Source organism: Fundidesulfovibrio butyratiphilus (assembly GCF_054657235.1).
Map to the genome: position 1 here is coordinate 895917 of NZ_BAAHXA010000002.1, position 23345 is coordinate 919261.

Annotated in this window: 19 protein-coding genes; 10 read left to right on the forward strand and 9 right to left on the reverse strand. The window is 65.9% G+C overall.

Annotated elements, in window-relative coordinates:
* Window positions 1–290: 290 nt before the first annotated feature.
* The gene (locus ACYQ01_RS15070) at window positions 291–1469 is read left to right on the forward strand and encodes a response regulator (protein ID WP_459934681.1); all 1179 of its coding nucleotides are present in this window, start codon (window positions 291–293) and stop codon (window positions 1467–1469) included.
* 145 nt (window positions 1470–1614) lie between these two features.
* Here the strand turns inward: ACYQ01_RS15070 and ACYQ01_RS15075 are convergent, their stop codons facing one another.
* From ACYQ01_RS15075 to ACYQ01_RS15090, 4 genes are all read right to left on the reverse strand, one after another.
* A complete protein-coding gene (locus tag ACYQ01_RS15075; protein WP_459934682.1) occupies window positions 1615–2571 on the reverse strand; it encodes a sialate O-acetylesterase in 957 nt (318 codons plus the stop codon).
* Window positions 2572–2819: 248 nt separating this feature from the next.
* Window positions 2820–3977, reverse strand: a complete 1158-nt coding sequence (locus ACYQ01_RS15080) for a class II aldolase/adducin family protein (RefSeq protein WP_459934683.1) — start codon at window positions 3975–3977, stop codon at window positions 2820–2822.
* Between the two features lie 291 nt (window positions 3978–4268).
* A complete protein-coding gene (locus ACYQ01_RS15085) occupies window positions 4269–5252 on the reverse strand; it encodes an NAD(P)-dependent oxidoreductase (RefSeq protein ID WP_459934684.1) in 984 nt (327 codons plus the stop codon).
* 217 nt (window positions 5253–5469) lie between these two features.
* Window positions 5470–5790 (reverse strand): putative quinol monooxygenase, encoded by a 321-nt coding sequence (locus ACYQ01_RS15090; protein ID WP_459934685.1) that lies wholly within the window; start codon window positions 5788–5790, stop codon window positions 5470–5472.
* 259 nt (window positions 5791–6049) lie between these two features.
* Between ACYQ01_RS15090 and ACYQ01_RS15095 the strand changes: the two genes are divergently transcribed.
* Window positions 6050–7018, forward strand: coding sequence for an HD-GYP domain-containing protein (locus ACYQ01_RS15095; protein WP_459934686.1), 969 nt, complete (start codon window positions 6050–6052; stop codon window positions 7016–7018).
* Between the two features lie 18 nt (window positions 7019–7036).
* Here ACYQ01_RS15095 and uvrA read toward each other — a convergent pair whose 3' ends face one another.
* The gene (uvrA, locus tag ACYQ01_RS15100; protein WP_459934687.1) at window positions 7037–9787 is read right to left on the reverse strand and encodes an excinuclease ABC subunit UvrA; all 2751 of its coding nucleotides are present in this window, start codon (window positions 9785–9787) and stop codon (window positions 7037–7039) included.
* A gap of 396 nt (window positions 9788–10183) precedes the next feature.
* Window positions 10184–11248, reverse strand: coding sequence for a hypothetical protein (locus ACYQ01_RS15105; RefSeq protein ID WP_459934688.1), 1065 nt, complete (start codon window positions 11246–11248; stop codon window positions 10184–10186).
* Between the two features lie 109 nt (window positions 11249–11357).
* On the opposite strand from ACYQ01_RS15105, the gene ACYQ01_RS15110 reads away from it, so the two are divergent.
* Window positions 11358–13106, forward strand: a complete 1749-nt coding sequence (locus tag ACYQ01_RS15110) for an aldehyde ferredoxin oxidoreductase C-terminal domain-containing protein (RefSeq protein WP_459934689.1) — start codon at window positions 11358–11360, stop codon at window positions 13104–13106.
* Between the two features lie 187 nt (window positions 13107–13293).
* Here ACYQ01_RS15110 and ACYQ01_RS15115 read toward each other — a convergent pair whose 3' ends face one another.
* Complete coding sequence (locus ACYQ01_RS15115; RefSeq protein ID WP_459934690.1) at window positions 13294–14370, reverse strand: energy-coupling factor ABC transporter permease; 1077 nt, start codon at window positions 14368–14370, stop codon at window positions 13294–13296.
* 120 nt (window positions 14371–14490) lie between these two features.
* Between ACYQ01_RS15115 and ACYQ01_RS15120 the strand changes: the two genes are divergently transcribed.
* The 5 genes from ACYQ01_RS15120 (at window position 14491) to tatC (ending at window position 19524) form a co-directional block, all read left to right on the forward strand.
* A complete protein-coding gene (locus tag ACYQ01_RS15120; RefSeq protein ID WP_459934691.1) occupies window positions 14491–15303 on the forward strand; it encodes an energy-coupling factor transporter transmembrane component T family protein in 813 nt (270 codons plus the stop codon).
* Complete coding sequence (locus ACYQ01_RS15125) at window positions 15300–16082, forward strand: energy-coupling factor ABC transporter ATP-binding protein (RefSeq protein WP_459934692.1); 783 nt, start codon at window positions 15300–15302, stop codon at window positions 16080–16082. The genes ACYQ01_RS15120 and ACYQ01_RS15125 overlap by 4 nt, the downstream gene beginning before the upstream one ends.
* Window positions 16083–16327: 245 nt before the next feature.
* Window positions 16328–16669, forward strand: coding sequence for a hypothetical protein (locus tag ACYQ01_RS15130; RefSeq protein ID WP_459934693.1), 342 nt, complete (start codon window positions 16328–16330; stop codon window positions 16667–16669).
* 633 nt (window positions 16670–17302) lie between these two features.
* Window positions 17303–18391 carry a protein translocase subunit SecF gene (gene secF / locus ACYQ01_RS15135; RefSeq protein WP_459934694.1) on the forward strand — a complete coding sequence of 363 codons (1089 nt, stop codon included), beginning with the start codon at window positions 17303–17305 and terminating at the stop codon, window positions 18389–18391.
* Window positions 18388–19524 (forward strand): twin-arginine translocase subunit TatC, encoded by a 1137-nt coding sequence (tatC, locus tag ACYQ01_RS15140; RefSeq protein WP_459934695.1) that lies wholly within the window; start codon window positions 18388–18390, stop codon window positions 19522–19524. The genes secF and tatC overlap by 4 nt, the downstream gene beginning before the upstream one ends.
* A gap of 256 nt (window positions 19525–19780) precedes the next feature.
* On the opposite strand, the gene ACYQ01_RS15145 is transcribed toward tatC, so the two are convergent.
* A complete protein-coding gene (locus ACYQ01_RS15145; RefSeq protein ID WP_459934696.1) occupies window positions 19781–20551 on the reverse strand; it encodes a gamma-glutamyl-gamma-aminobutyrate hydrolase family protein in 771 nt (256 codons plus the stop codon).
* A 196-nt stretch (window positions 20552–20747) separates the two neighbouring features.
* Here ACYQ01_RS15145 and ACYQ01_RS15150 point away from each other — a divergent pair, with 196 nt between their 5' ends.
* Window positions 20748–21974: a BtaA family protein gene (locus ACYQ01_RS15150; protein ID WP_459934697.1), complete on the forward strand. Its 1227-nt coding sequence runs from the start codon at window positions 20748–20750 to the stop codon at window positions 21972–21974.
* A gap of 3 nt (window positions 21975–21977) precedes the next feature.
* A complete protein-coding gene (locus tag ACYQ01_RS15155) occupies window positions 21978–22628 on the forward strand; it encodes a class I SAM-dependent methyltransferase (RefSeq protein WP_459934698.1) in 651 nt (216 codons plus the stop codon).
* 108 nt (window positions 22629–22736) lie between these two features.
* Here the strand turns inward: ACYQ01_RS15155 and ACYQ01_RS15160 are convergent, their stop codons facing one another.
* Window positions 22737–23342, reverse strand: a complete 606-nt coding sequence (locus ACYQ01_RS15160; RefSeq protein WP_459934862.1) for a PqiC family protein — start codon at window positions 23340–23342, stop codon at window positions 22737–22739.
* Window positions 23343–23345: the final 3 nt, after the last annotated feature.

Below are 23345 nucleotides of genomic sequence, written 5' to 3' on the forward strand. Positions count from 1 at the left end.
AAATATGGAAGGACTATTTTCCGCGCCGGGAAACTCGACCGTTGCGCACGGATACTGCGGCTCTCCGGCTTCGGGACGATGACGGCGGGGCGGGGAAAGCGCGTGGCCGCGGGCGAGGGGGAGGCGTTCGGATTTTCTGCCCGAAAGCCCCCTAAAGCAATTTCGAGTCTCTCCGATAGGGGTTGTGGGGAGAGGAGATCGCGACGCGGTCGTTCGTTGCACGTTTGCGACGGCCGCGCCGCGGTCCGGCGGATCGGTGCCGCCGCCACATTCCGTGAGAGAGGTCAGTCATGAATGCAGCACGAGAGCGCTCTCCCCGTGTCCTTCCGGTGTTCGCCCTGGTGGTCACCGCCCACGAGGGACACGCCAAGATCGACCGCCAGTTCGCCAAGAACGCCCGTATTTCCGCCACTCGGGCCGTGGCCACAGGCGCCATGGCCTTCCGGATTCTCGAACGCCAGCGCGTGGACATGCTCTTTGTGGACGACCAACTGGCCGACATGACCGGGTGGGAATTTCTGCGCCGCCTGCGCGCCCGTTCCGACTTCAGGACTCAGCCCGCCATCAGGGTCAGCGCCGACGGACGTCGCCAGTCGGTGCTGGAGGCCATCCGCCTGGGATGTGTGGGGTATCTCGTGCGCCCCTATTCCATGGAGGCCTTTTGCAAGCATCTGGCGTTGGCTCGCCAGGCCGGGGCGTTTCTCGCCCGCGAATCCAGGGCCGTGGCCCAGGCGGTGCTGCAGGTCGAAGCCGGGGACGTGGAGAGCGCGCGTCCGGTTCTCGATCAGGCCGTAAGCGACGAGGCCGACGCGGTGCGCCACTGCGAGCAGGGATTTCGCAGCCTGGCCGAAGGGCGCTACGATCAGGCCATCGAGAACTTCAGCGCGGCGACCAGGCTGTGCGCCCTTTTGGCCGAGGCGCACCTGGGGTTGGCCCGGTGCTGGCTGGCCAAGGGCGACGCCGTGCGCTACCGGGTGGCCCTGACCCGCGCGGCCAAGGTCTGCGCCGAGGCGGAGCGCTTTGAACGCTACAAGCAGGAATTCCTGACCATTTTGCAAAAGGATTCCAGCGAGTTCAATCCCTTCCTGAGCCTGGCCCTGAAGCTGGGCAGCGGGCGCGACTGGGACGGCGCGCACATGGCCCTGCAAAACGCCCTGTGGCTTTCCCCCGGCGATCCCCGGATCCATCTGGAATTGGCCAAGGCCCATCACTTTCGCCGCGAGCCGGAAAAGGCCCGGGAAAGCGCCCTCAAGGCCATCAGCCTGGGTGGCGAGGACCCCGAGGCCGTGACCCTGTACGAGCGCTTGACCGGCGTGACCTACGGCCGGGAGGAGGGCCAGGAAGAAGAGGTCGCGCCCGAACGCAAGCGCCGGCCCGATCTGACCATGGGCATCATCAACGCCGTGCTCTACGTGGCCGCTGTGGTCACCGAGGGGCTGCACAAGGTGCGCCGCGACATGGCCGCCTGAGGGGCCGCCTGAGGCGAAGTCTCATCGGTTCCGGGAGCGGGGCGGAAACGCGCCGTTTGCGCGGGTGCGCTCCGGGGCTTGTGAAAAAGGCCTGGGACCACCGGAAACCCGTCGCGCGAAACGTCGTCGACGGGGCGCGGGGGCGTCACTGGGGCTTGGCGGCGTAGTCTTCGAGAATGCGATCCATCTCCCTGGCGAAGAGGGCTTCGCCCTGGGCGTCGAAGTGGTAGCCGTCGTAGCGGTGGGACCAGCCCACAATCCGGTCGGAATTCACGCAGGGATGGACGTTTTCGATCTCCCGACACAATTCGGCCTGGGCCCTCAGCAACCTGGGGCACTGCGTGTAGCAGTCCGGGTTCGAGACATCGGGGCAGTCGAAACTCTTGTACATCGAGACCTGGCCCAGAAAAATAGGGGCCGTGACGCCCAGGGCGCGCACGTCGTCCAGTACCGACTTGAGCGCGGCCTTGTAGTAGCCCACCGGCGTGTGGATGGTGCAGTCGGTTTCGCCCTGGTGGTAGATGACGTGGGTGATGGGCAGTCCCGCCCGGTCGGCCTCGGCAACGGCTTGGACCAGTTTGTTGTGCAGCGAGCCGTCCTTGGCCCAGTGAAAGACGGAACTCCCGGAGATGCTTATGGATATGATGAAGATTTTCTTGCCGGGATGCTTGGAGGCGAAGATGTCCAGGGCCTTCAGGGCCGGGTTGGAGAGAATGCCGTCCGCGCCGAGCAGCGGCGGCGTGGCCTTGTAGATCTTGCCCTTGTAGAGGTTGTACAGTTCGTTTCGCGGCTGAAAATCGCTGGCGCTGGAGTTGGCCACGTTGGACTGGCCGAAGATCAGAAAGCAGTAGGAGTCCGCCGGCGAATAGACGGGGTGGACCTCCTGCTTGGCGCTGGTGTCGGTGAATCCTTCGGTGCCCTGGAATTTGGCCAGGTCGATCATCTTGGGGCCGATCTCCCAGCGCATGTACTTGAGCTGGGTGATGTCGTCGCAGAACGAGCCCCATATCCAGGCCATCGCAGCCGACAGCGCGACGACCACCAGCAGGACGCGAAGGCGTTTGTGCGCGGCGGCGGTTTTCGAATGCTTTTTGATCGTCATCGACAGCCCCGTCGGTCCGCGGGGCGCGGCCGGAAAAGGAAGGGTTTCGTTGCGCGCCGGGGGGCGCGGTCCGTTCGGGCGCGACGCCCGACGCGACGCGCAAGGCCCTCGGGCCCGGGGAGCGAGCGCGGAACCGGACTCTTTTTCGTGTTCCCGCAAGAACTGTCAAGCGGATTGCCGCGCCGCGTCCGGTTGGCCTTCGGGGCAAAAGCGCGTCCGGCGAGTCGCAGGGAGTCCGCTTGGGGGCTTTACTCGGCGATGCGGCGAAAATATTCGTCCCGGCAGAAATTCTCCACTTCGAGCAGGGTGGCGAAGGGCGCGTTGAAATCCCTCTCGCCCACGGCGAACAGGCCGTGTCCGTAGACGATCGCGCCCCGGCGCCCCTCCATGGCCGGGGGCAGGGTGGTGGCCAGCCCCTTGGGGCCGGTGCCCACTTCTCCGGGAACCACGGGGATGTCGCCCAGAAAGCGCGGACGGTCGCAATCGAGGTGGCAGCGTCCCCGGTGGGGGCAGTTCGGTTCCTGGCAATCCATGGAGAGGATCACCGCGAAACGGGGATGCCCGTGCAAAATGGTGCGCGCGCCGGCGCGTTCCACGATTCCCCGGTGCGCCACGAATTCGCTCGAGGCCGTCAGGCCGGCGCAGGTGGAGCCGTCCAGCGGACAGGGGTCGATGCAGTCGGCCAGTTCGTCCAGGCTGGAGCCGGTCTGGCTGATGTGCAGCACGCCGTCCACCAGGGCCGAAACGTTGCCGAACGAGGAATCCACCAGCGCGTAGTCCACCGTGGCCTTGCCGACCTGGATCATGGCCGCTTCGGCCTGGGCGCGGTTCGTGAACGGCCCGGGCAGGAGTCGGGGAAGGTCCGTGCGTTTGGGCGGCAGCAAACGGGCGGCCCGTTCCATGGCCAGGCGGTAGTCGCGATCGGCAGTCCCGTGGCGGTGCAAGGGCAGGTAGTCGTTGAAGAACTTGACGAAACAGGCGAACAGCACCGAGCAGGCGCTCACAAAGGCTTGCTCCGGGCTGATGGACCCGTGGGTCAGCACCCCACGCCCGGGGACGATCACGCTTTTTCGCCGGGTGAGCGCGGCGGCGATGGCCCCGGGATCGAAGTTCCTGACCACGGGCAGGTCGTGCTGGAAGGTGCGGGTCTCGCAGTCGCTGGGAACGATGGCCGTGTCGGCGCGTCGGGCCAGAAAGTCGACTATGGTGCGGTAGGGCTCGGCCGGAGGCGTGAAAAGCAGGGCCGAAGCGCCGGTCAGGGCCATGATTTCGGCCATAGGCCCGGAAACTTCAGCCGTCCGGTTCGTCACCAGGGTGTCGTCCAGGGCGGCGAATACCGCGCCGTCCGGCTCGCACAGGCCGGCGGCGGCCAGTTTTGCCGCGTAGTTGCGCAAGAGCGCCTGCATCGAAATCCTCCATGCCGCAAGACGGACCGCAACGGTCGCAAGGACGCGCCTTCGCACTCCGCTTCGGGCTTGACGTTCTTTCGCGTCGTGTCAGTCTGTTCGTGAACAGGCCCACGAACCCACGGTGTCCAGCGCCCCCGCTAGCAGCCCGCCCAAAAAGTCGATTCTTGCAGCCTGTTCACAAAACGTGCTGGCAAGGCGCGAGAAAAAGTCAAGCCCGAAGCGGAGTTGGCATCCGTTGAGGGGTTGAGCGTTTCGCAGCAACGCAGCCAGCAAGGACTTTTCAGGCTGCTAGACGGCGTGCAGTTCCGGCCGCATGAGTCCGTTCAGGGGCTTGCCTTCCAGATAGCGCTTCACGTTGGCCACGGCCGAACTCAGGGCCAGTCCGCGCCACTCGGGCACGTTGAACGAGTTGTGCGGACAGGCCAACACGTTGGGCAGATCGAGGAACGGGTAGTCCACGGCGAAGTGTCCGTGCCGGAAGGGCTCCACCCACCAGGATTCGATGCCGGCCCTAAATCCGGGGTTAGCCGCGAGGTGTTCGTACAGGTCCTTTTCGTTGACGATCTCCCCCCGCGCGATGTTGATGAACATGGCGTCCGGGCGCATCCAGCCGAGCACTTCGGCATTGACCAGGCCCCGGGTGTGCCGGGTGAAGGGCAGGGTGACGAACACGGCCAGGGCGTCTTGCACCACGGCGCGCAGATCGGCCAGGGTGGCGGTGCGCCGCGCGTGGGGGTGGGGCCTGGCGTCGGTGTTGACGCCCCAGACCTCCATGCCCATGGCGTCAAGGAGCCGGGCGATGGCCCCGCCGGCTCCGCCCAGGCCCAGGATGGCGGCCTTTTTGCCGGCCAGGAGCACGTTCTGGCGCATCTGGTTGAACTGGCCCTGGCGCATGAGCACGTCTTCCTCCCGCAGCCGTTTGGCCATGCACAGGAGCATGCCCAGAGCGTGCTCGGCCATGGTCGGGCCGAACACGCCGGCGTTGCCGGCCACCACGAGGCCGGCGGGCAGACGGTCGAAGGGCAACACGTCGAGCCCGGCCGAGGACAGTTGCAGGAGCTGGCCCGGTCCCAGGGCGTCCAGGTGGGGGCCGAACTCCTGTTCGGGATGAAAAGAGATCACGGCCTTGGCCCCGGCCAGGGCCTCGCCGCGTTTTTCTTCGGGGACGTCGCCCAGATAGACGGGCGCGCCCAGCGGGGTGATGAGGCCGTCGAGCAGGACGCGGTCCTGAGCGTTGACCGGCAGAGCCACCAGGATGACGGGAGTGTTCATGATTGACCTCCGGTGGGTCGTGGTTGTTCCAGAAGTCGGCCCTGACAGGGTGTTGCACGGGCGCGATGCGCGGGGCCTGCTGAAAGCCGCGCCGGTAGGGCGCGAAAAAAGTCAGGCCCAACAGCCGCTTGCATACTGGAGAGGGGGCCTTTCGAAACGACGCGATCGGCCGGGGATCGCGGCGGGCCGCTTCAGTCCGACGCGGGGCGATCCGGCCTCAGACCCGCTTGTCCGCGTCCTTCACCGGAATGCGGGTCACTTCGCGCAGGAAATGGACCTGCGGTTCACAGGCGAGAAGTTCGGCTGCCTGGCCCAGGAATCGCGCCAGGTAGGGCGTGCCCATGTGGGCTTCGCAGGCCGTCTGGTCGGCGTAGCGTTCATGGAAGACAAAGATGTGGGGATTGTCCACGCCCCGGTGCAGGGTGTACTCCAACGCGCCGGGCTCGTCCTTGACGTGCTCCACCATGGCCGTGGCCAAGGCTTCGAGTTCGGCTTCCTTGCCGGGTTTGGCCGTCAGCAGCGCCGTGACGATGACCATATGGCATTCTCCCTGGGAATTTCGCCTCGAAGGGTCGGGGCGTGGTTCGCGCTTTTACCAGCAACCGGCCGGAAAGGCCATGGTTGTGCCGGGAGTTGGGCCGGACAATCCCGGGCGAGCGCATCGGAGTTGTTGACACCCGACCGGCAGGGCGAATACCGTCCGCCGGACGCGTTGCCTGGGACTCTTGCCTCATATGGCGCGCATCATACCGAAATTTCTCAGGATGCGGCGTCAGCCACCAGGATTCGCCTTGTTCATGGATACGAAACGCCCGGACATGTTTTTCAAAATCCCCACCATGCTCGTGACCTATCGCGGGGGGATCCGATTCAACGTCTATATCAAGTCTGGCGACACCTTTTTTCTCTACGCCCGCGACGGGCACGTTCCCGAGCGGCTCAAGTCCAGGCTGTGCGACAACGAGGTGACGGAGCTCTATCTCGAACACAAGGACAAGCGCGACTACGAGCAATACGTCCGGGAGAATCTTTCCGACCTGCTTCAGGATGAGACCATTCCCCTCGACGACCGTTCCAAGGTGCTCTACGACTATTCCGGCACGGTGGCTGCGCGGCTTTTCCTGCACGACGAGCAGAGCCCGCCCGGGCAGGAGACGCTGGAGCGCGTGCAGCAGATCGTGGACAGCACCCTGAGCTACGTTTCGCGCAATGCGGGGGCGGTGCAAAGCCTGGGCAAGCTGTTGTCGCACAACTACAAGACCTTCAGCCACTGCGTGAACGTGTCGGTCTACACCGTCGCCCTGCTCGTGCGCATGGGCCAGGAAAGATCCCTGGTGCGCGCGGCCGGCGTGGGGGCTTTCCTGCACGACATCGGCAAGGTGCGGGTGCCCAACTCCATTCTGGACAAGCCCGGCCCGCTCACCCCGGAGGAACGCCAGATCATCGAGGGGCACCCCGTGAGCGGCATGCTCATGTGTCAGCACATGAGCCTGGAAAAGGCCTCCATGGATTGCGTGGTGTTCCACCATGAAAAGCTCGACGGTTCGGGCTATCCGGCCAACGCTCGCAATCTCGGCCTGCACGTGCGGGCCGTGGCCGTGGCCGACATCTACGACGCCCTCACCTCGCAGCGCTCCTACAGCAAGGCCATGACCTCGTTCGAGGCCATGCGCATCATCCTGAAAGAGGTGGAAGCCGGGCGCCTGGACCGCGAGGTCTGTACCCACTTCGTGCAGTTGCTCAGTTCCGAGGGGATGACCCTGTAGTCCGGGGCCCCGGGCCGTTTACGGCGTGAGAAACCGCCCGGTCACGGACGCCGGGTCGGCCATGATCCTCTCCGGCGTGCCCTGGGCCACCACCTGTCCTCCATACTCGCCTCCGCCCGGCCCCAGGTCCACCACGTGGTCCGCGGCCAGGATGACCTCGGTGTTGTGCTCGATGACCACCACCGTGGCGCCCTTGTCCACCAACTGGTGTAGCACCGCGATGAGCTTTCCCACCTCGTGCATGTGCAGTCCGGTGGTGGGTTCGTCCAGAATGTAGAGCGTTCCCGGCAGGCTGCGCTTGCCAAGTTCCCGCGAAATCTTGATGCGCTGGGCTTCCCCGCCGGAGAGCGTGGTGGCCGGCTGGCCCAGGCGCACGTATTCGAGCCCCACCTGTTCGAGCACCTCCAGCCGTCGGGCAAGGGCCGGATGGTTCTCGAAGAACCGCTTGGCTTCGCTCACCGAGAGATCCAGCACTTCGGCGATGTTGAGTCCCTTGTGGCGCACTTCCAGGGTTTCGCGGTTGTAGCGCCGGCCGCCGCACACCTCGCAGGTGACGTTCACGTCGGGCAGAAAGTGCATCTCCACCCGGATCACCCCGTCGCCCTGGCAGGCCTCGCACCGTCCGCCGCGCACGTTGAAGCTGAAGCGTCCGGGCTTGTAGCCGCGCTTCTTGGCGTCGGAGGTGTTGGCGAAGATGTCTCGGATCTCGTCGAAGATCTTGGTGTAGGTGGCCGGGTTGGAACGCGGGGTGCGCCCGATGGGGGTCTGGTCGATGGAGACGATTTTTTCCACGCGTTCCAGCCCCTCGATGCCGTCTATGCCGCCGGGCAGGTCCACTTTGATTCCCCGGGCCAGGGCCAGATGCTTGTAGAGGGTGTCCACCACCAGCGAGCTTTTGCCCGAGCCCGAGGGCCCGGTGACGCAGGTCAGGCAGCCCAGGGGAAAGGCGACGTCCAGGTTTTTCAGGTTGTTGGCCCTGGCTCCGCGCACCGTGACGAACCCCTTGGACGTGCGCCTGGTCTCGGGCCTGGGGATCACCAGGTCGCCGCGCAGGTACTTTCCGGTCAGGGTGTCGGCTTCGAGCAGACTTTTCACGTCGCCCTGGTGCACGATTTCCCCCCCCTGGATGCCCGATCCAGGCCCCAGTTCGATCACGTGGTCCGCGCTCTGGATGGTGGCTTCGTCGTGCTCCACCACAAGCACGGTGTTGCCCCGGCGGTTCAGGGTGCGCAACGTGGCCAGCAGGCGTTCGTTGTCCCTGGGATGCAGGCCGATGCTCGGTTCGTCGAGCACGTAGGTCACGCCCACCAGGCCCGAGCCCAACTGCCCGGCCAGGCGGATGCGCTGGGCCTCGCCGCCGGAGAGGGTGGCCATGGCCCGGCCCAGGCTCAGATAGTCGAGCCCCACGCCCGAGAGAAATCCCAGGCGGTGGGTGAGTTCCTTGAGCAAGGGTTCGGCCACCAGGGCCCGCGCGCCTGTGAAGTCCAGGGCCTTGATCCAGGCCAGGGCCCGTTCGATGGGCAGGGAACAGAACTCGTGGATATTGTTGTCCTGCACGCGCACGGCCAGGGCCTCGGGCTTGAGCCGGGCTCCCTGGCAGGCCGGGCAGGGGCGGCTCTGGCGGAAACGGGCCAGTTCGTCGCGCCAGGTCTGGCCCACGGCTTGGCCCATTTCCATGAGGGCCACCACGCCGCGCCAGCCCAGGTCGGTATCTCCCTGAAAGAGCGCCCGCCAGGCGTTTTCCGAAAACTTGGCCAACGGCGTGGACAAGGTGAAGCCGTGGCGCTGGCCCAAGCCTTCCAGTTGGGCCTTGAAGCGCGTGAAGGCCGCTCCCCTCCAGGGAATGACCCCGCCCTCGGCCAGGGAGAGGCCCTTGTTCGGGGCCAGCAGGTCGGGTTCGTAGTACTCCACGCTGCCGATGCCGGCGCAGGTGGGGCAGGCTCCCTGCGGGCTGTTGAAGGAAAAAAGCTGCGGCGACGGCGTGGGCAGGCTGATGTCGCAATGCGGACAGGCCGACGTGGTGGAAAAGGGACGATCCTCGCCGGAGTCGGGCAGGTGGACGGTCAGGCGTCCTCCGCCCTGGGCCAGGGCCAGCTCCACCGAGTCGGCCAGGCGCGAGCGCGCCCCGGCCTTGGCCACCAGCCGGTCCACCACGAGTTCGAGGGTGTGGCGCTTGTTTTTGTCGAGTTCCGGCAAAGGGTCCAGGGAGAGCACCTGGCCGTCGGCCCGCACCCGGGCGAACCCCTGGGACTTGAGCTTTTTCAGCCGGTCGGCCTGGCTGCCCTTCTGGTGCTCGGCCAGGGGGGCCAGCACCAGGAACCGACTGCCCTCGGGCAGGGCCATTATGGAGTCCACGATCTGGTCCGCGGTCTGGGCCGAGATGGCCCGACCGCACTTGGGACAGTGCGGCTTGCCCAGTCGGGCGAAGAACACGCGCAGAAAGTCGTAAATTTCGGTCACCGTGCCCACCGTGGAGCGCGGATTGCGCGTGGCGGACTGCTGCTCCAGAGAGATGGCCGGAGAAAGCCCTTCGATCTTGTCCACCTGGGGTTTGTCCATCTGCGGCAGAAACTGTCTGGCGTAGGCCGACAGCGACTCCACGTAGCGGCGCTGCCCCTCGGCGTACACGATGTCGAAGGCCAGCGTGGACTTGCCTGACCCGGACGGACCGCAGATGACCACCAATTGGTCGCGGGGGATGTCCAGGGAAACGTTTTTCAGGTTGTGCTGGCGTGCGCCCTCTATGTGGATGGATTTGGTCTGGTTCATGGCTGGTTCGGCTCCGGTGGGAAAAATGCGAAGACCTAGCCAGATAAGCCCCCGTGAGGAAAAAGCAAGGGCTGTGCGCGGACGTGAGGAGAGAAGATGGGGCGTGTGGAAGGGGGGCGGCGGGAGGCAGGCAGGGGGTGAGGAAGAGTGAAAGGGGGGGATTGGGGAGGAAGTGAAAAGGGAGGAATCGGGGGAGGAAACTTTTTTGAAAAAAAGTTTCCTCCCCCGAGCCCCCGCCTTCAAAAAACTTTGTCAGGGGGGGGCGATACGGGCGGGAGGAAGGGACGCGGCGAGAAAGGGCCGTAGCAAAGCCGTGGTAAAGGCCTGGGAGCTGGGCTCGGGAGGGGCGGGGAGAAGGCCTGGAGGCTGGGCGCAGGGAGGGGAAAGGGGTTGGGGCTAGGCTGTGGCCTGCACCACCACGCCCGTCGGCAACGACGAGGAGGCATAGCCCCGCAGGGATGCGGCGTGCCGAGAAAGCCGGCGCACCCTGGCCATGCTCACCGAAGGCGCGGACTGGGTGGCTTGGGCGGTCCGGGTCTGGGCGTCGGAGGCTTCGGCGGAAGCCTGGCCGGTGGTCTGTGCGGCCTCGGAGGCCTGCGCGGCGTCCGCGTCCGCCGCCGGGGCGGTTTCGCCGTCCCGGGTCTGGGCGGCGTCCCCGACGCTTTGGGCGGTGTCGACCTGGCTCGAACCCTGGCCCGAACCCTGCGCGGTGGTCTGGGCGGCCCGGGCCGCCGCCTGCACGGTGGCCTGCACCTGATCCGTCACCGCTCCCTGGCCGCTGCCTTCCAGGGAGGCGTCGCGCGTCTGGGCCTCGGCCTCGGCCTTGGCCTCTTGCTGGGCTTCCAGGTGGGCTTCCTCTTCGGCTTCCCGTTCGCGCCGGTCCTTGTCCATCCCCTCCAGAAGCGAGGAACCGGCGTCCGCCGTATTGCCCTGGGTGTTCTTGAAGAACTGGGAGACCACCTCGCCCATGGCCGCGCCGGCCTGGCTCATGGCGGTGTCGAGGTCCATGGCCAGAAACGATTCGTCCTGGCCGTTTTGAAAATAGCCGTTCAGGGCCTGATTGAGCTGGCCGTTGAAGGTGCCTATGGCCTGGTCGCCGATCTTCGTGCCAAAGGTGTTGTCGATGAATTGCAACGCCTTGACGAATCCGTCGCCCAGCGACTCCTCGCTCAGGGCCCCGTTCCCCACGCTGCCCATGACGATGCCCATGACCGCCCTGGCCGCGTTGGACCCCAGGGTGTCCTTCACCCAGTCCACGGCTCCGGTCATGGCCTGGGTCAGGCCCTGATTGTCCACGGTCTGGGAGGTTTGCGGATCGGCTCCCTGCTGGGCCCGGCGGGTCAACTCCTGCGCGAAACCGTCCACGGCCTTGGTGTCCAGGGCCATTTGGCCCTGGAACAGGCGCGTGGTCGCGGTCTGTCCGAACAGGGAGGACTGGGTGAGCGTCGAACCGATCTTCATAAAAAGCGTATCGGACTGCTCGGCGGGAATCTTTAGGCTCGCCTTGCAACCGGCCAGGCCTGCGGCTACAACCGGGCCGGCGTCGCCAGGCGGCGCGCCAAGGAGACCCATGAACGGTTGGACCGGAAAACTCCTGCGCGTGGACCTTTCGGCCCGCACGGCCCGCCCGGAGCCCCTGGACCGGGAAACCCTGCTCCGCGAGATCGGCGGGCGCGGCTTGGTCGGACATTTGCTCGCACCGAGCATCTCTCTGGAGTGGAACCACCCGGACATGCCCGTGGTCCTGGCCGCCGGCCCCCTCACCGGGACGGGCGTTCCCTTTTCCGGCCGGGCTCGCCTGGCCTCGCGCTCCCCCCTGACCGGCGCGCTTTTCGACTGGCCCACCGGCGCCAGCCTGGGCGTCCAGCTCAAGCGGGCCGGGTTCGACGCGGTGCTGGTCACGGGACGGGCCGACGTTCCCGTTGGACTGCGCGTCACGGATGGCCGGGCCGAAATCGACGACGCCAGCCACTTGGTCGGCCGGACCTGTTCCCAGGCGCTCCGCGCCCTGGGCGCGGCGGGCTCCGTGGCCGTCACCGGTCCGGCGGCGGAAAACGGCGTGCGCTTCGCCGGGATCTCGGTGGACGGCTGCGCCCCCGTGCGTGGAGGACTGGGCTTGTGCCTGGCGGCCAAGAACCTCAAATACCTGGCGGTGAAAGGCTCCGGGAGGGTGAACGTGGCCGACCCGGCGGGCCTGGAAACAGCCCGGGAGGATATTTTGCGCCTGACCGCCGCCTCGCCGGCCCTGGCCGGGGGGCATGGGTTTTCCTCGTTCGGCGAGGCGGCCCTGTTCGATCTCTTCGACGCCCGGGGCATGACGCCCACGCGCAACTTTCGGGCGTCACGCTTTGCGCACGGCCCCGAGTTGGGCGCGGTGGCCCTGAACCGGAAGTTCTCCGGCGTTTCGACCGGCTGCTCCGACTGCCCGGTGGGGTGCGCCCAGCGGGCGGCGGACGGACGGCTCCTGCCCGGCTGCGACGCCCTGTCCCACTTTACGGCCCTGCTCGGCCTGGCGGACCTGGATCTTGCCGTGGCCGCCCACGGCGCCTGCCTGGACCTGGGGCTGGACCCGGTGAGCGCGGCCGCCGTCTTGGCCGCGCACGCCGAGTTGGAAGGCCGCGACCTGGCTGCGGACCAGGTCTTGCCCCTGCTGGACGACATGGCCCGAGGCCGCGCGCCGTCCCTCGCCCGGGGGGCGGCCAGCCTGGCCGAAGAGCGCCGCCGTCCCGAGGTCGACATGACCGTCAAAGGCCTGGAACCGCCCGCCCTGGACCCGCGCGGGGCCTACGGCGCGGCCCTGGCCATGGCCGTCTCCACCCTGGGCGCGACGCAGGACCGGGCCAATCCCGTAAGCCACGAAATCTTGCGCAAGCCGGTGTCCACGGACCGGTTCACGTTTCAGGGAAAGGCCCGCATCATCAAGAACAGCGAAGACGCCCTGGCCGCCGCCGAGTGTCTGACGGCCTGTCCGCGGGCGCTGCTGTCCGCCTCGCTGGAGGAATTCGCCCATGCTTTCCAGGCCGTGACCGGAGTGGAGGCCTCGGCCCTGTCGCTTGCCGCCTCGGGGGAGCGGGTGTGCTACCGCGAACGCATCCTGCTCGCTCGCCTGGGGTTTTCGGCGCAACACGACGACCTGCCCGCGCGCCTGTTCGCCGCGCCCGGCTCTTCAGGCGCGGACCAGGACGCGCGCCCCATTCCCCGCCAGGACTTTCTCCTGGCCCGGTCCAAGTACTACGCCTTGCGCGGTCTGGACGCCGAAGGCCATCCCACGCGGGAAACCGCCGCGTCACTGGGGCTTTCCTCTCTTTTGTCCGCGTGAAAGCGTCCTGACCCCGGCCCGGTTCGAAACAAGACGGCCCGGGCCAGGCTTTCGCCATGACTCGGGCCTCAGGGGAAGGGGATGGTGATGTCCGTTCGCAACGCGCCTGGTTCGACGCGAAGCCGAGAAAATGTTCTGGAGAGGCGTCTTTGATGCAAAGACCGTCCTCACCCGGTTTTCGAGTGTCTTATTCTTCCCTCTTCAACTTCCGTCGCCCCGCGAGCATGCCGATGCCGGCGGCCAGGGCCAGGGTGATGCCGCCGCCGGCCACGCCGGCCAGGGATGTGGCGGCCGAGGGGTCGGGCCAGGGCTTGGCTTCCTCGGCCGGGGCCATGGTTTGTTCGGCCGCGGCTCCATTATGTTCGGTCGGGGCTTCCTTCTTTTCGGCCTTGAAGGCATAGTCGGGCATAACGGTCGTGCTTTCCTGAATCTTGGCCGCGGTGGAGTGCATGCCGGATTCCGGGGCTTCGATCTCGGTCTTGCCGGTCAGGCCCTTCATGGACCACTCCAACCCGTCAGGGTCGGACGAGGCGAACCAGGAGAGGCCGCCCGCCACGAGCAGGGCCACAACGGCCAAGCCGGCCACGGTCTTGCCGTGGGTGCCCAGGGGCTTGGCGGCGTGATGGTCTCCGGCCAGGAGTTCCGGTTCGGCTCGGCGCACGAAGCTGAGCACGCCGGCGGTGACCAGACCTTCCACAAGGCCGATGGCCAGGTGGATGGGCAGCATGAGGGCGGCGAAGGGACCCACCGGCAGGTCCGAGATGCCGGAAAGGGTGGTTTGCGCCACCACGCAGGCCGCGCCCATGGCCAGCCCCAGCACGGACGCCGTGACGCAGGCCAGGGTGAGCTTGCCGCCGGAGGGCGAGTTCCCGGCCAGGGGCTTGAAGATCAGCGGGTAGGCCACGTAGCACGAGAGAAAGCCCATGTTGAAGAGGTTGCAGCCCAGGGCCAAGAGTCCTCCGTCGGCGAAGAACAGGCACTGGACCGTGAGAATGGAGGCCATGGTGATGAAGGCGGCGTGCGGCCCGAGAAGAACGGACAGGAGCAGGCCGCCGGCCAAGTGTCCGCTCGATCCCGTGCCGGGAATGGAAAAATTGATCATCTGCGCCGCAAAGACGAAGGCCCCCATGACGCCCATGAGCGGCGCGGCCGGACTTTGGGCCTGTTTGCCCAGGCGGTTGGAGGCGAAAGCCAGAGTGGAGGCGGAGACGACCCAGAACGTGCCGCCGATCGCGGGTGAAATCAAGGCGTCGGCCATGTGCATGACAAGCCCTCCTGCTGTGGTGGTGTGTTGCGGGCTGTTGACCGGAAATATGCTGTGGTATAAAATTTAAGAAGTCAACCACATTTCATGTTACATGGATAAAATTCGTAATACCCTGCCATGAACGCTCTGGACCGAGCCCTGCACGGGCTGCGCACCTTTGACGAGGCCGGTCGTCGGGAGAACGCCCTGAGGGATTTCGATCCCCGGGCGCTGGTGCTGTGCGTGCTGGGATTCGCGGCGGTGGTGGTATCGTATGACGCCCAGTCGCTCGCGGCTTTGATGCCGCTTGCGGTTTTTCCGCTGGTGCTGGGACGCTTGAGCGGGGTGTCCGCAGGGTTCCTGCTGGCCCGCGTGGGCGCGGCCCTGCCGTTCGCGGCCCTGGTCGGGGCGGCCAACCTCTGGTTGGACACCCGAACGGTGCTGTATCTGGGCTCGTATGCCGTGACCGGGGGGATGGTGTCGTTCGCTTCCATTCTTTTGCGTTTCGCGCTCACCACCTGGGCGGCCTTGGCCTTGGCCGCCGGTCTGGGCATGGACCGCGTCTGCGCGGGGCTTTCCGGGCTGTACGCCCCCAGGGCCTTTGTGGTGCAACTCGGACTCTTGTACCGGTTCGCCTTCGTTCTGGCCGAGGAGGGGGCGCGGATGAGCCGGGCCAGACAGTTGCGCAGTTTCGGCGGCAGGGGGTTGGGCCTGGGCGTGTACGCCGCCTTGTTGGGACAGTTGCTCCTGCGAAGCCTGGGGCGCGCCAGGCGGGTGCACCAGGCCATGCTCTGCCGGGGATTTACCGGACAGGTTCCCCTGCCCGAACGCGCGCGTTGGCGACTGCGCGACACGGTGCTGGTGGCCGGCGTCTGCGCGGGGCTGGTCCTGGCCAGGACCTATGACCTTTCCCTTCTGGTCGGCCGTCTGGCCTTGGGAGGTTTTCGGTGAGTCACCATTTGGTTGAAGCGCGCGATTTGACGTACGCCTATCCCGGCGGCGGCGAAGCCCTGTGCGGGGTCAGTTTCCGGGTGGTGCACGGGGAGTCCGTGGCCGTGGTGGGGGCCAACGGTTCGGGCAAGTCCACTCTGCTGTTGCACTTTGCGGGGTGCCTGCTGGCGTCTTCGGGCGAGGTGCGCGTGGGCGAGACGCCCGTGACCCCGGGCACGCTGGAAACCGTGCGCCGCAGCGTGGGACTGGTGTTTCAGGACCCGGACGACCAACTTTTCCTTTCCAGCGTGGCCGAGGACGTGGCCTTTGGCCCCAGAAACCTCGGCCTGCCCGAAGACGAGGTGCGGGCCAGAGTGCGAAAGGCCCTGGCCATGGTGGGCGCCGAGGCCCTGGCCGACCGTCCGCCGTACCGCCTGTCCGGCGGAGAGAAACGTCTGGCCGCCATTGCCAGCGTGCTCTCCGTCTGGCCGGACGTTTTGGTCATGGACGAGCCCAGCGCCAACCTGGACCCCGTGTCGCGCCGGGGGCTCATCAATCTGTTGCGCACCTTCGATCATACCAAAATTCTGGCCACCCACGACCTGGACATGGCCCTGGACCTGTGCACCCGGGCCATTGTGCTCAGGTCCGGCCGGGTGGCCGCCGACGGTCCCGTGGACACGATCTTTCGCGATGACGCCCTGCTGGCGTCCTGCAGGCTGGAACGTCCTCTGCGACTGCAGGGATGTCCCCTGTGCGGAGCGAGAGGAAAGGCCCCGGATGTCACGGAACGGGCGTGAAAACGCCACGTTCGTCCGGCAGTTTCGAGCCCTGCGGGCGTTTTCGGCGCGTTGGGCGGGGTCGCAATGCGGGATTTGCAAAAAAAAGCTCGTTCGCCGCAAGCCAGGCGGGACGGGCTTTTTCGCGAGGGGGAGGGACCGCGACCGCCCCGAGGGAGGGCATCGAACTTGTCAAACGTCGGGGCCGGGTGTAACCACTTGGCCAGTGGAACTCCCGATGGGTTGGGATATTCCAGAGGTCTGAAATGAATATCTATTTTGTCAAGATTCTCGTGTTGGTCTCCCTCTTCGTGGCTCTGTGCGTGAAGGGGGGGCAAATCTGTTCGGCCGGCGGCGTCATGGCCATGACCCGATTGGTTGAGCCCATGCGTATCGTCCCGGTCGCTCCCTACGAACCGCGCAGCGCGGCGCAGGACTTTCGCGGCATCAGTCCGCGTCCTGATTTGACGGAACGCATCACGCCATCGAGGCGCGTGGTCAAGACTCCCGCGCGTCTTCCCGTTTCCAAGGCCTCGAATCCGCCCGGCAAAAGCGGCTCCTCTCCGTCCGCCAAGGACTCGGCCAAAAAGGCCGGCAAAAAGGGCTGACCGGAAGCGTTCTCCCCCTCCTTTAATCTGTTCGCGCGGAGCGTGAACGACATGGTTCCGTTTGCGTGCCGGTGTGAGGCGTTCACGCCGCGTCGCAACGGCGTGCGCATGCGTGGGGCGTGAACGAACCGGGTCTTTCCCAATACGGCGTCGTCCGCATGTGCGGGGCGTGAACGGTACCGGGCAAGAGTCGTCCCGGGTCGACCGCACGGCGTCCGCATGCGCGGGGCGTGAACGCCAAAAGCTGGGCGCTGCCCGGGGGAAGGTGAAACGGCGTACACGCCGCGGGGGGTGACGCCGAATTGCGTGGCAAACGAACGTGGCCGGAGCATGGCGTCCGCACGTGCGGGGGCAGAAGGGCGACGACCTTATCTTGCGTCAGGCGCTCAAAATGGCGTCCGCGCGTGCGGGGGCTGAAGAAGATGCCCGGTCGGAAAGGCGCGTCCAGCGCCGGCAGTGGCCCAGCCGCCCCCGCTTGGCGACGACGAGTCGTCGTGGCCGAGGGCGGGGAGCGCGGACGGTGCGACCGGTGGAACGCCTCTGTCCGGGCGTTCGCCTTGACAAGGCCTGCGAAAAATCCGAAATCACTGCTCTTGCGCCGCTTGGGCGCGAACTCTCGCCATTGGGGGGCCCATGGGATTTGAGCTGATAAAACCCGGCATCAATATCGACTTCATGCGTTTTCGCAAGATAGCCTATTGTTTCTCCATATTGCTCGTGCTGGCCGGTGTGGTTTCGCTGGTGGCCAAGGGTGGTCCCCGCTACGGGGTGGACTTTGCCGGGGGCATGACCATTCAGGTGAAGTTCACGGCTCCCGTGGCGCCGCAAAAAATAAAAGCCCCGCTGGACGAGGCCGGACTGCCGAACCTGGTGGTGCAACGCCTGGGACAGGAAAAGGACAACACCTTCCTTATCAGGGCCTCGGAACACGGCGACGCGCTCGATACCATGCGCTCCACGGTGGACACGGCCTTGCGCAAGGCCTTCGGCGACAAAAATTACGACGTGCAACGCGTGGAGATGGTCGGCCCCAAGGTCGGCGCGGACCTACGCGCCGGGGCGCTCAACGCGGTGTATTACGCCGTGTTGCTCATCGCCATCTACATTTCCGGCCGGTTCGAACAACGTTGGTTGGCGGCCGGGGCCATGGCCGGCGGCCTGTGGACCTGCTCCTGGGCCCTGGCCAAACTGGGCGTGCCCACGGCCTACCTCATTCTGGCGGCCTTGGCGGTGACCCTGCTCCTGTGCTGGGCGCTCAAGCTCAAGTTCGCCCTGGGAGCGGTGCTGGCAGACATACACGACATCATGATCACGGTGGGCATCTTTTCGTTGTTCAATATCGAGTTCGACCTGACCATCGTGGCCGCGTTGCTCACCATTCTGGGCTATTCGCTCAACGACACCATCATCGTCTACGACCGCATCCGTGAGAATTTCCGGCACGGCGACGGCAAACCCATGGCCCAGGTGATCAACGAAGCCGTCAACCAGACCCTGTCGCGCACCCTGCTGGTGTCGGGCACCAGCTTGCTGGCCGTGGTCTGCCTGTTCCTGTTCGGGGGCAGCGTGATGCGCGACTTCTCCTTGGCCATGATCATCGGCATCGTCACGGGCACATATTCTTCGATCTTCGTGGCCAGTCCGATCCTGGTGGATTTGGGCACCGGCCTGGACGCCCTGAACCGCAGTCAACCCGACGCCGCCGAGGGCAGCGCGGCGTGAGTCCCATTCCCACCCCCCAGGGGCCGGGTCACGAGATGACCCTTATCGACCACCTGGAGGAACTCAGAACCCGCCTCATTCGCTGCATCGTCGCGGCGGTGGTGGGTTTTCTGGTGTGCTTCGCCTTCGCCAAGGAGATTCTGGAAATCCTGCTGCACCCGCTCAACGCGGTGCTGCCGGCCAAAAGCCAAGTCATCGGCACCGGCCTGACCGAGCCGCTTTTCGTCTCCATGAAGGCAGCCTTCGTGGCCGGCATTTTCCTTACCAGCCCGTACATCTTCGTGCAGATCTGGCGCTTTATTTCGCCGGGACTCTACGAGGAGGAACGACGCCTGCTCATTCCGGTGGGCTTTTTTACCGCCTTGTGTTTCGTTTCCGGGGCGTGCTTCGGCTATTTCATCGTATTCCCCTTCGGGTTCAAGTTCCTGGCCAACTACGCCTCGGAAGTCGTCACCCTCATGCCCAACCTGAAGGACTACTATTCCTTCGCTCTTTCCCTGCTCTTGGCTTTCGGGGTCATCTTCGAAATGCCGGTGTTCATTTTCTTTCTGGCCAGGCTGGGAATTGTGGATTCGCGCGGACTGCGCAACAAACGACGGTGGGCCATCGTCATCATTTTCATTGTGGCGGCCGTGCTCACGCCCACGCCGGACGTGGTGAACCAGTTGCTCATGGCCTGCCCCATGGTGGCGCTCTACGAGATCAGCATCTGGGTGGCGCACTTTTTCGGCAAACGCAAAAGCCCCAAGACGGACGAAAACCTGCCCGTTCCCACGGACACGCCCCCGTCCGACACGCCTCCGTCCGACGCGCCTCCGGCAGACGGCGCAGCGGAATCTTCCGGCGGCGGGACTGACGCGGCGAGTGCCTCGGAACGGGCCCTACCGACCTCGCCCGAGGGCGAAAGTTCCGCATCGGAATCGACTTCGCCGCCGGGGGGGGAGGGGACGGACGACAAGGCGCCGAAGTCCGAGGCGACCAAACCTGCCGACGAGTCCAGGTCTTCCACGTCCGACTCCGAGGACGCGGCTGCGACGCCGGGGCAGGCCCCGACGGAGCAGCCCGAAGGGACCGACACACCCGCAAGGCCGGAGTCCGAGGTTCCGACCCACGAGCCCAAGTCCAAACCGTAAACGAATCGTCTGAACGCACACGGCCGGGAAAGCGCACAACTGCTTTCCCGGCCTTTTTTTTCGACCCAGGCCGGCACCCGGCTTCTTTTCCCCATCCTTCACCTTGCGCCGCCTGCTGAATATCCCCGCTCAATTCCGAGCACAAACTGAAGTTTTTTGAAGGAGGGGGTTTGGGGGAGGAAACTTTTGTTCACAAAAGTTTCCTCCCCCAACTCTCCCCCAACTCTCCCCCAACTCTCGCCTAGCTTTCGCCGTCTCACCTCACTCTTGCCTCTCCCACCATCCTCTCCCGACACGCTCGCACCAGCCCCTGGAACAGGGCCAAGGCACCGGGGTCATGCCGATACAGCCCCTCGGGGTGCCACTGCACGGCCAACAGAAAAGGGTGTTCCGGCAACTCCAGGGCTTCGGGCAACCCGTCCGGGGCGGCGGCCGTGACGACAAGGCCGTACCCCAGATGATCCACACCCTGATGGTGAAAACTGTTGACGCGCAGGCCAGGGGATCGGGTCAAGCGGGCAAGCAAGGAACCCGGGGCCACGTCCACCGTGTGGGTGGAGGCTTCGATGGGCCGGTCCTGCTCGTGGAGAATGGAGCCGGGACGGTCGTCCGGCAGATGGACGTGGAGGTCGCCGCCGAAGAACACGTTGACCAACTGCAATCCCCGACAGATGCCCAAGACCGGGAGCCCCAGGTCCAGGGCGCGGTCCAGGGCGGCCAGTTCGGCCGCGTCGCAGGCCGGGTCGGGATCGCAGGCGCGACCGTCTCCGGGCTTGCCGTAGCGGGCCGGGTCCAGGTCGCCTTCGCCGCCGGTGAGCAGAAGCCCGTCGAGCCGGTCCACAGTCTGACGGGACTCGTCCTCGGAGAGACAGGCCGGCAGCACAACAGGCAACCCTCCCGCGGCGAGCACGGCCCGGGCGTAGAGACGATAGACGAAATCCTGAAATTGCCCCCGGCTGTACACGGAATCGGAAGCGGCGGGGCGGGTCTTGGCGGTCAGACCGATGAGCGGTTGCGGCGTGTTCATGATGAGTATTTTACTCTTTTGTAAATTTGTGGTCAAAGGCTTCGCAGGGGGCGAACGGGTTTTGCGGCCAGGGCGGTCCGAAAGCGTTTTTCCGTGACGCCCCGCGACGATTGACGCCAGCCCGACGCCCAGGCGTCATGTTGCGACGGTAGCTTGGCCGTAACCAATCCGGCCGTTCTTTCGTCAAGAGGATACCATGAGCCAAGTTTCCAGCGGACTGCTCAAGTCCGCGGTGCGTCGCAGTCCCGCCTTTTCGTCCCGGGGAGTCCTGGAAGGCCTGTTTTGTTCCTGGTTTTCCGGCATGGTCTACAACCAGATATGGGAAGACCCCCGCGTGGACGTGGAAGCCATGGCCCTCGGGCCGGGCCACCGGGTGCTGACCATCGCCTCGGGCGGCTGCAATATTCTCCATTATCTCATGGCCGATCCCGAAGAAGTGGCCGCCGTGGACCTCAATCACCACCATCTGCATCTGAGTCGATTGAAAGTCGCGGCGGTCCGGCGCCTGCCCTCACACGACCAGTTTTTTCGCTTTTTCGGCCAAGCCGACCAGCCCGCCAACCTGGAGGCCTACGAGAACGCTATCCGGCCCAGCCTGCCCCACGACACGCGCGCGTACTGGGACGCCCGACCCGTCCCCGGCGCGGCCAGACGGATCAGCCTGTTTTCCCGAGGCCTCTACGACCACGCGCGCATGGGGTCGTTTCTGCGGTTGCTCTCGGGCCTGTGCCGGCTGCTGGGAAAAGACCCGGCCCGGCTGCTGGCCGCCACATCCCTGCGGGAACAACGCGAAATTTACCGGTCCGAGATCGAGCCTCTGTTGCTCCACCCGGTGGTCCGGCTGCTTTCCCGGTTTTCGTTTTCGGTCTTCAGCCTGGGCATCCCTCCCAGCCAGTTCGAGGCCCTCAAACGCGAATGCGCCGGCTCGGTGGCCGAGGACTTGCGCGCGAGGGTCGAACGCCTGGCCACGGCCTTTCCCGTGCGGGACAACCCGTACGCGTGGCAGGCCTTTTCCAGACGCTACGACGTGAAAAACCGACACGGCGTGCCGGACTACTTGCATAAAGACAACTTTTGCGGCATCAAGCAACGCGCGAACAGGGTCAGCCTGACCCTGACATCCCTGGATGCGTTTCTGGACTCCCGACCGGACGCCAGTCTGGACCGGTATGTGCTGCTGGATTCGCAGGACTGGATGTCGCCCGCGGCCGTGGCCGGGTTGTGGGAAAAAATCGTTCGCACGGCCAGACCCGGAGCCCGGGTGATCTTTCGCACCGCCGGGGCCGCCTCCCCGGTGGAGACGGCGCTTCCCAAAGACCTGCGCCGGGCGTTCCTCTACGAAAAGGCCCTCTCGCGCGCCCTGCACGCGCGGGATCGCTCCGGCATCTACGGCGGTTTTCATCTTTACCGACTGGCGAGGTGACCCATGGAACACGCCCTGCAAATGGACCGGATGTATGGCCCGCAACGCCACATCTACGACGTCACCAGGCGTTTTTATCTGCTGGGGCGCGACGCCCTGCTGGAAGAACTTCCCGTGCGCATCGGCGACGCGGTCCTGGAAGTGGGCTGCGGCACGGCGCGTAACCTGCTCAAGCTGAACGCCATGCGGCCGGGCCTGACCCTGTGCGGTCTGGACGCCTCGGAGCGCATGCTGGCCACGGCCCAGGCCAAACTCAAACGGGCCGGCACGGACGGACGCATCAAACTGGCCCGGAAAATGGGCGAGGACCTGGACCCCCTGGAAGACTTCAGCCGCCGGTTGCCCTTTGACGTCGTGTATTTTTCCTACATGCTCTCCATGACCGGCAACTGGAAGGAGGTTCTGGAGGCCGGATGGAACGCCCTTCGCGTGGGCGGCACCCTGGCCGTGGTGGATTTCTGGGACCAGCGCGGCTTGCCTCGCTGGTTCGCCGGCATGCTCAGCAAGTGGCTGGAACTTTTCGGCGTTCGCCATCGGCCCGAACTGCTCGAACACCTGGAGGCCATGCACCGGGAAGGCCGGGCCGAGCTGCGTCTGGACAGCGTGGGACGCGGCTACGCCTATTTGGCCAAGTTGACCAAACGCCAAGCCTGACCGTGTTTGCCCTTGCGCGTCGGTTTGTGGGCGCGAAAAAGGCCGTTCCGGGGATTGTGATCCCGTCGGAACGGCCTTTTTCGCTTTCCGCTTGAATTTTTCAGGCGTTCACTTTCCCGCGCCGGGCAAGACCTTGACCATCTCGTCGGCCAGCCTGGCTACGAGACGGCTTTGGGCGGCCACCAGGGCGGAATACTCGGCGCTGGCGCAGGGTTCGCTCAGGGTGGAGGTGCGCCAGACAAGCACCTTGCCTTCCTTGTCGGCCACGGACCAGTCGGCGCGCAACACGGCCGTCTGTCCCAGCACGCCGTCGAACTGGCGCACCCGCACGGCGATGCGCCGATCCGGGGTCACGTCGTCGGGCCAGGGATAGCCCACCATGGGCTCGGCGCAGATGCGGGCGGCAAGGGCGTCTTGCAGGGCGGACGTGAAGTTGGCCTGCACGGGTTCGATCCATTGGTCGAATTCGGCCAGCTTCATATGGTTGCCCTGGCCCCGGGTGACGATCTGCGTGCGTTCGAGGTAGGGAGGAAGCTCCACCGGCCCCACGCCCAGGGCCAGGCAGGGGCCGGCCGGCCTGGGCTTTTCGGCGGCCTGGGGCTCGGTCAGGGAATAGAAGTGGGTCGGCGCGCTCCTGCCGCAGGCCGAAGCCAGGAGCGAAACCAGCAGCAGGCACATGGCCAGCCGGGGGGAAAGACGCTTGGGGGACGACATGAA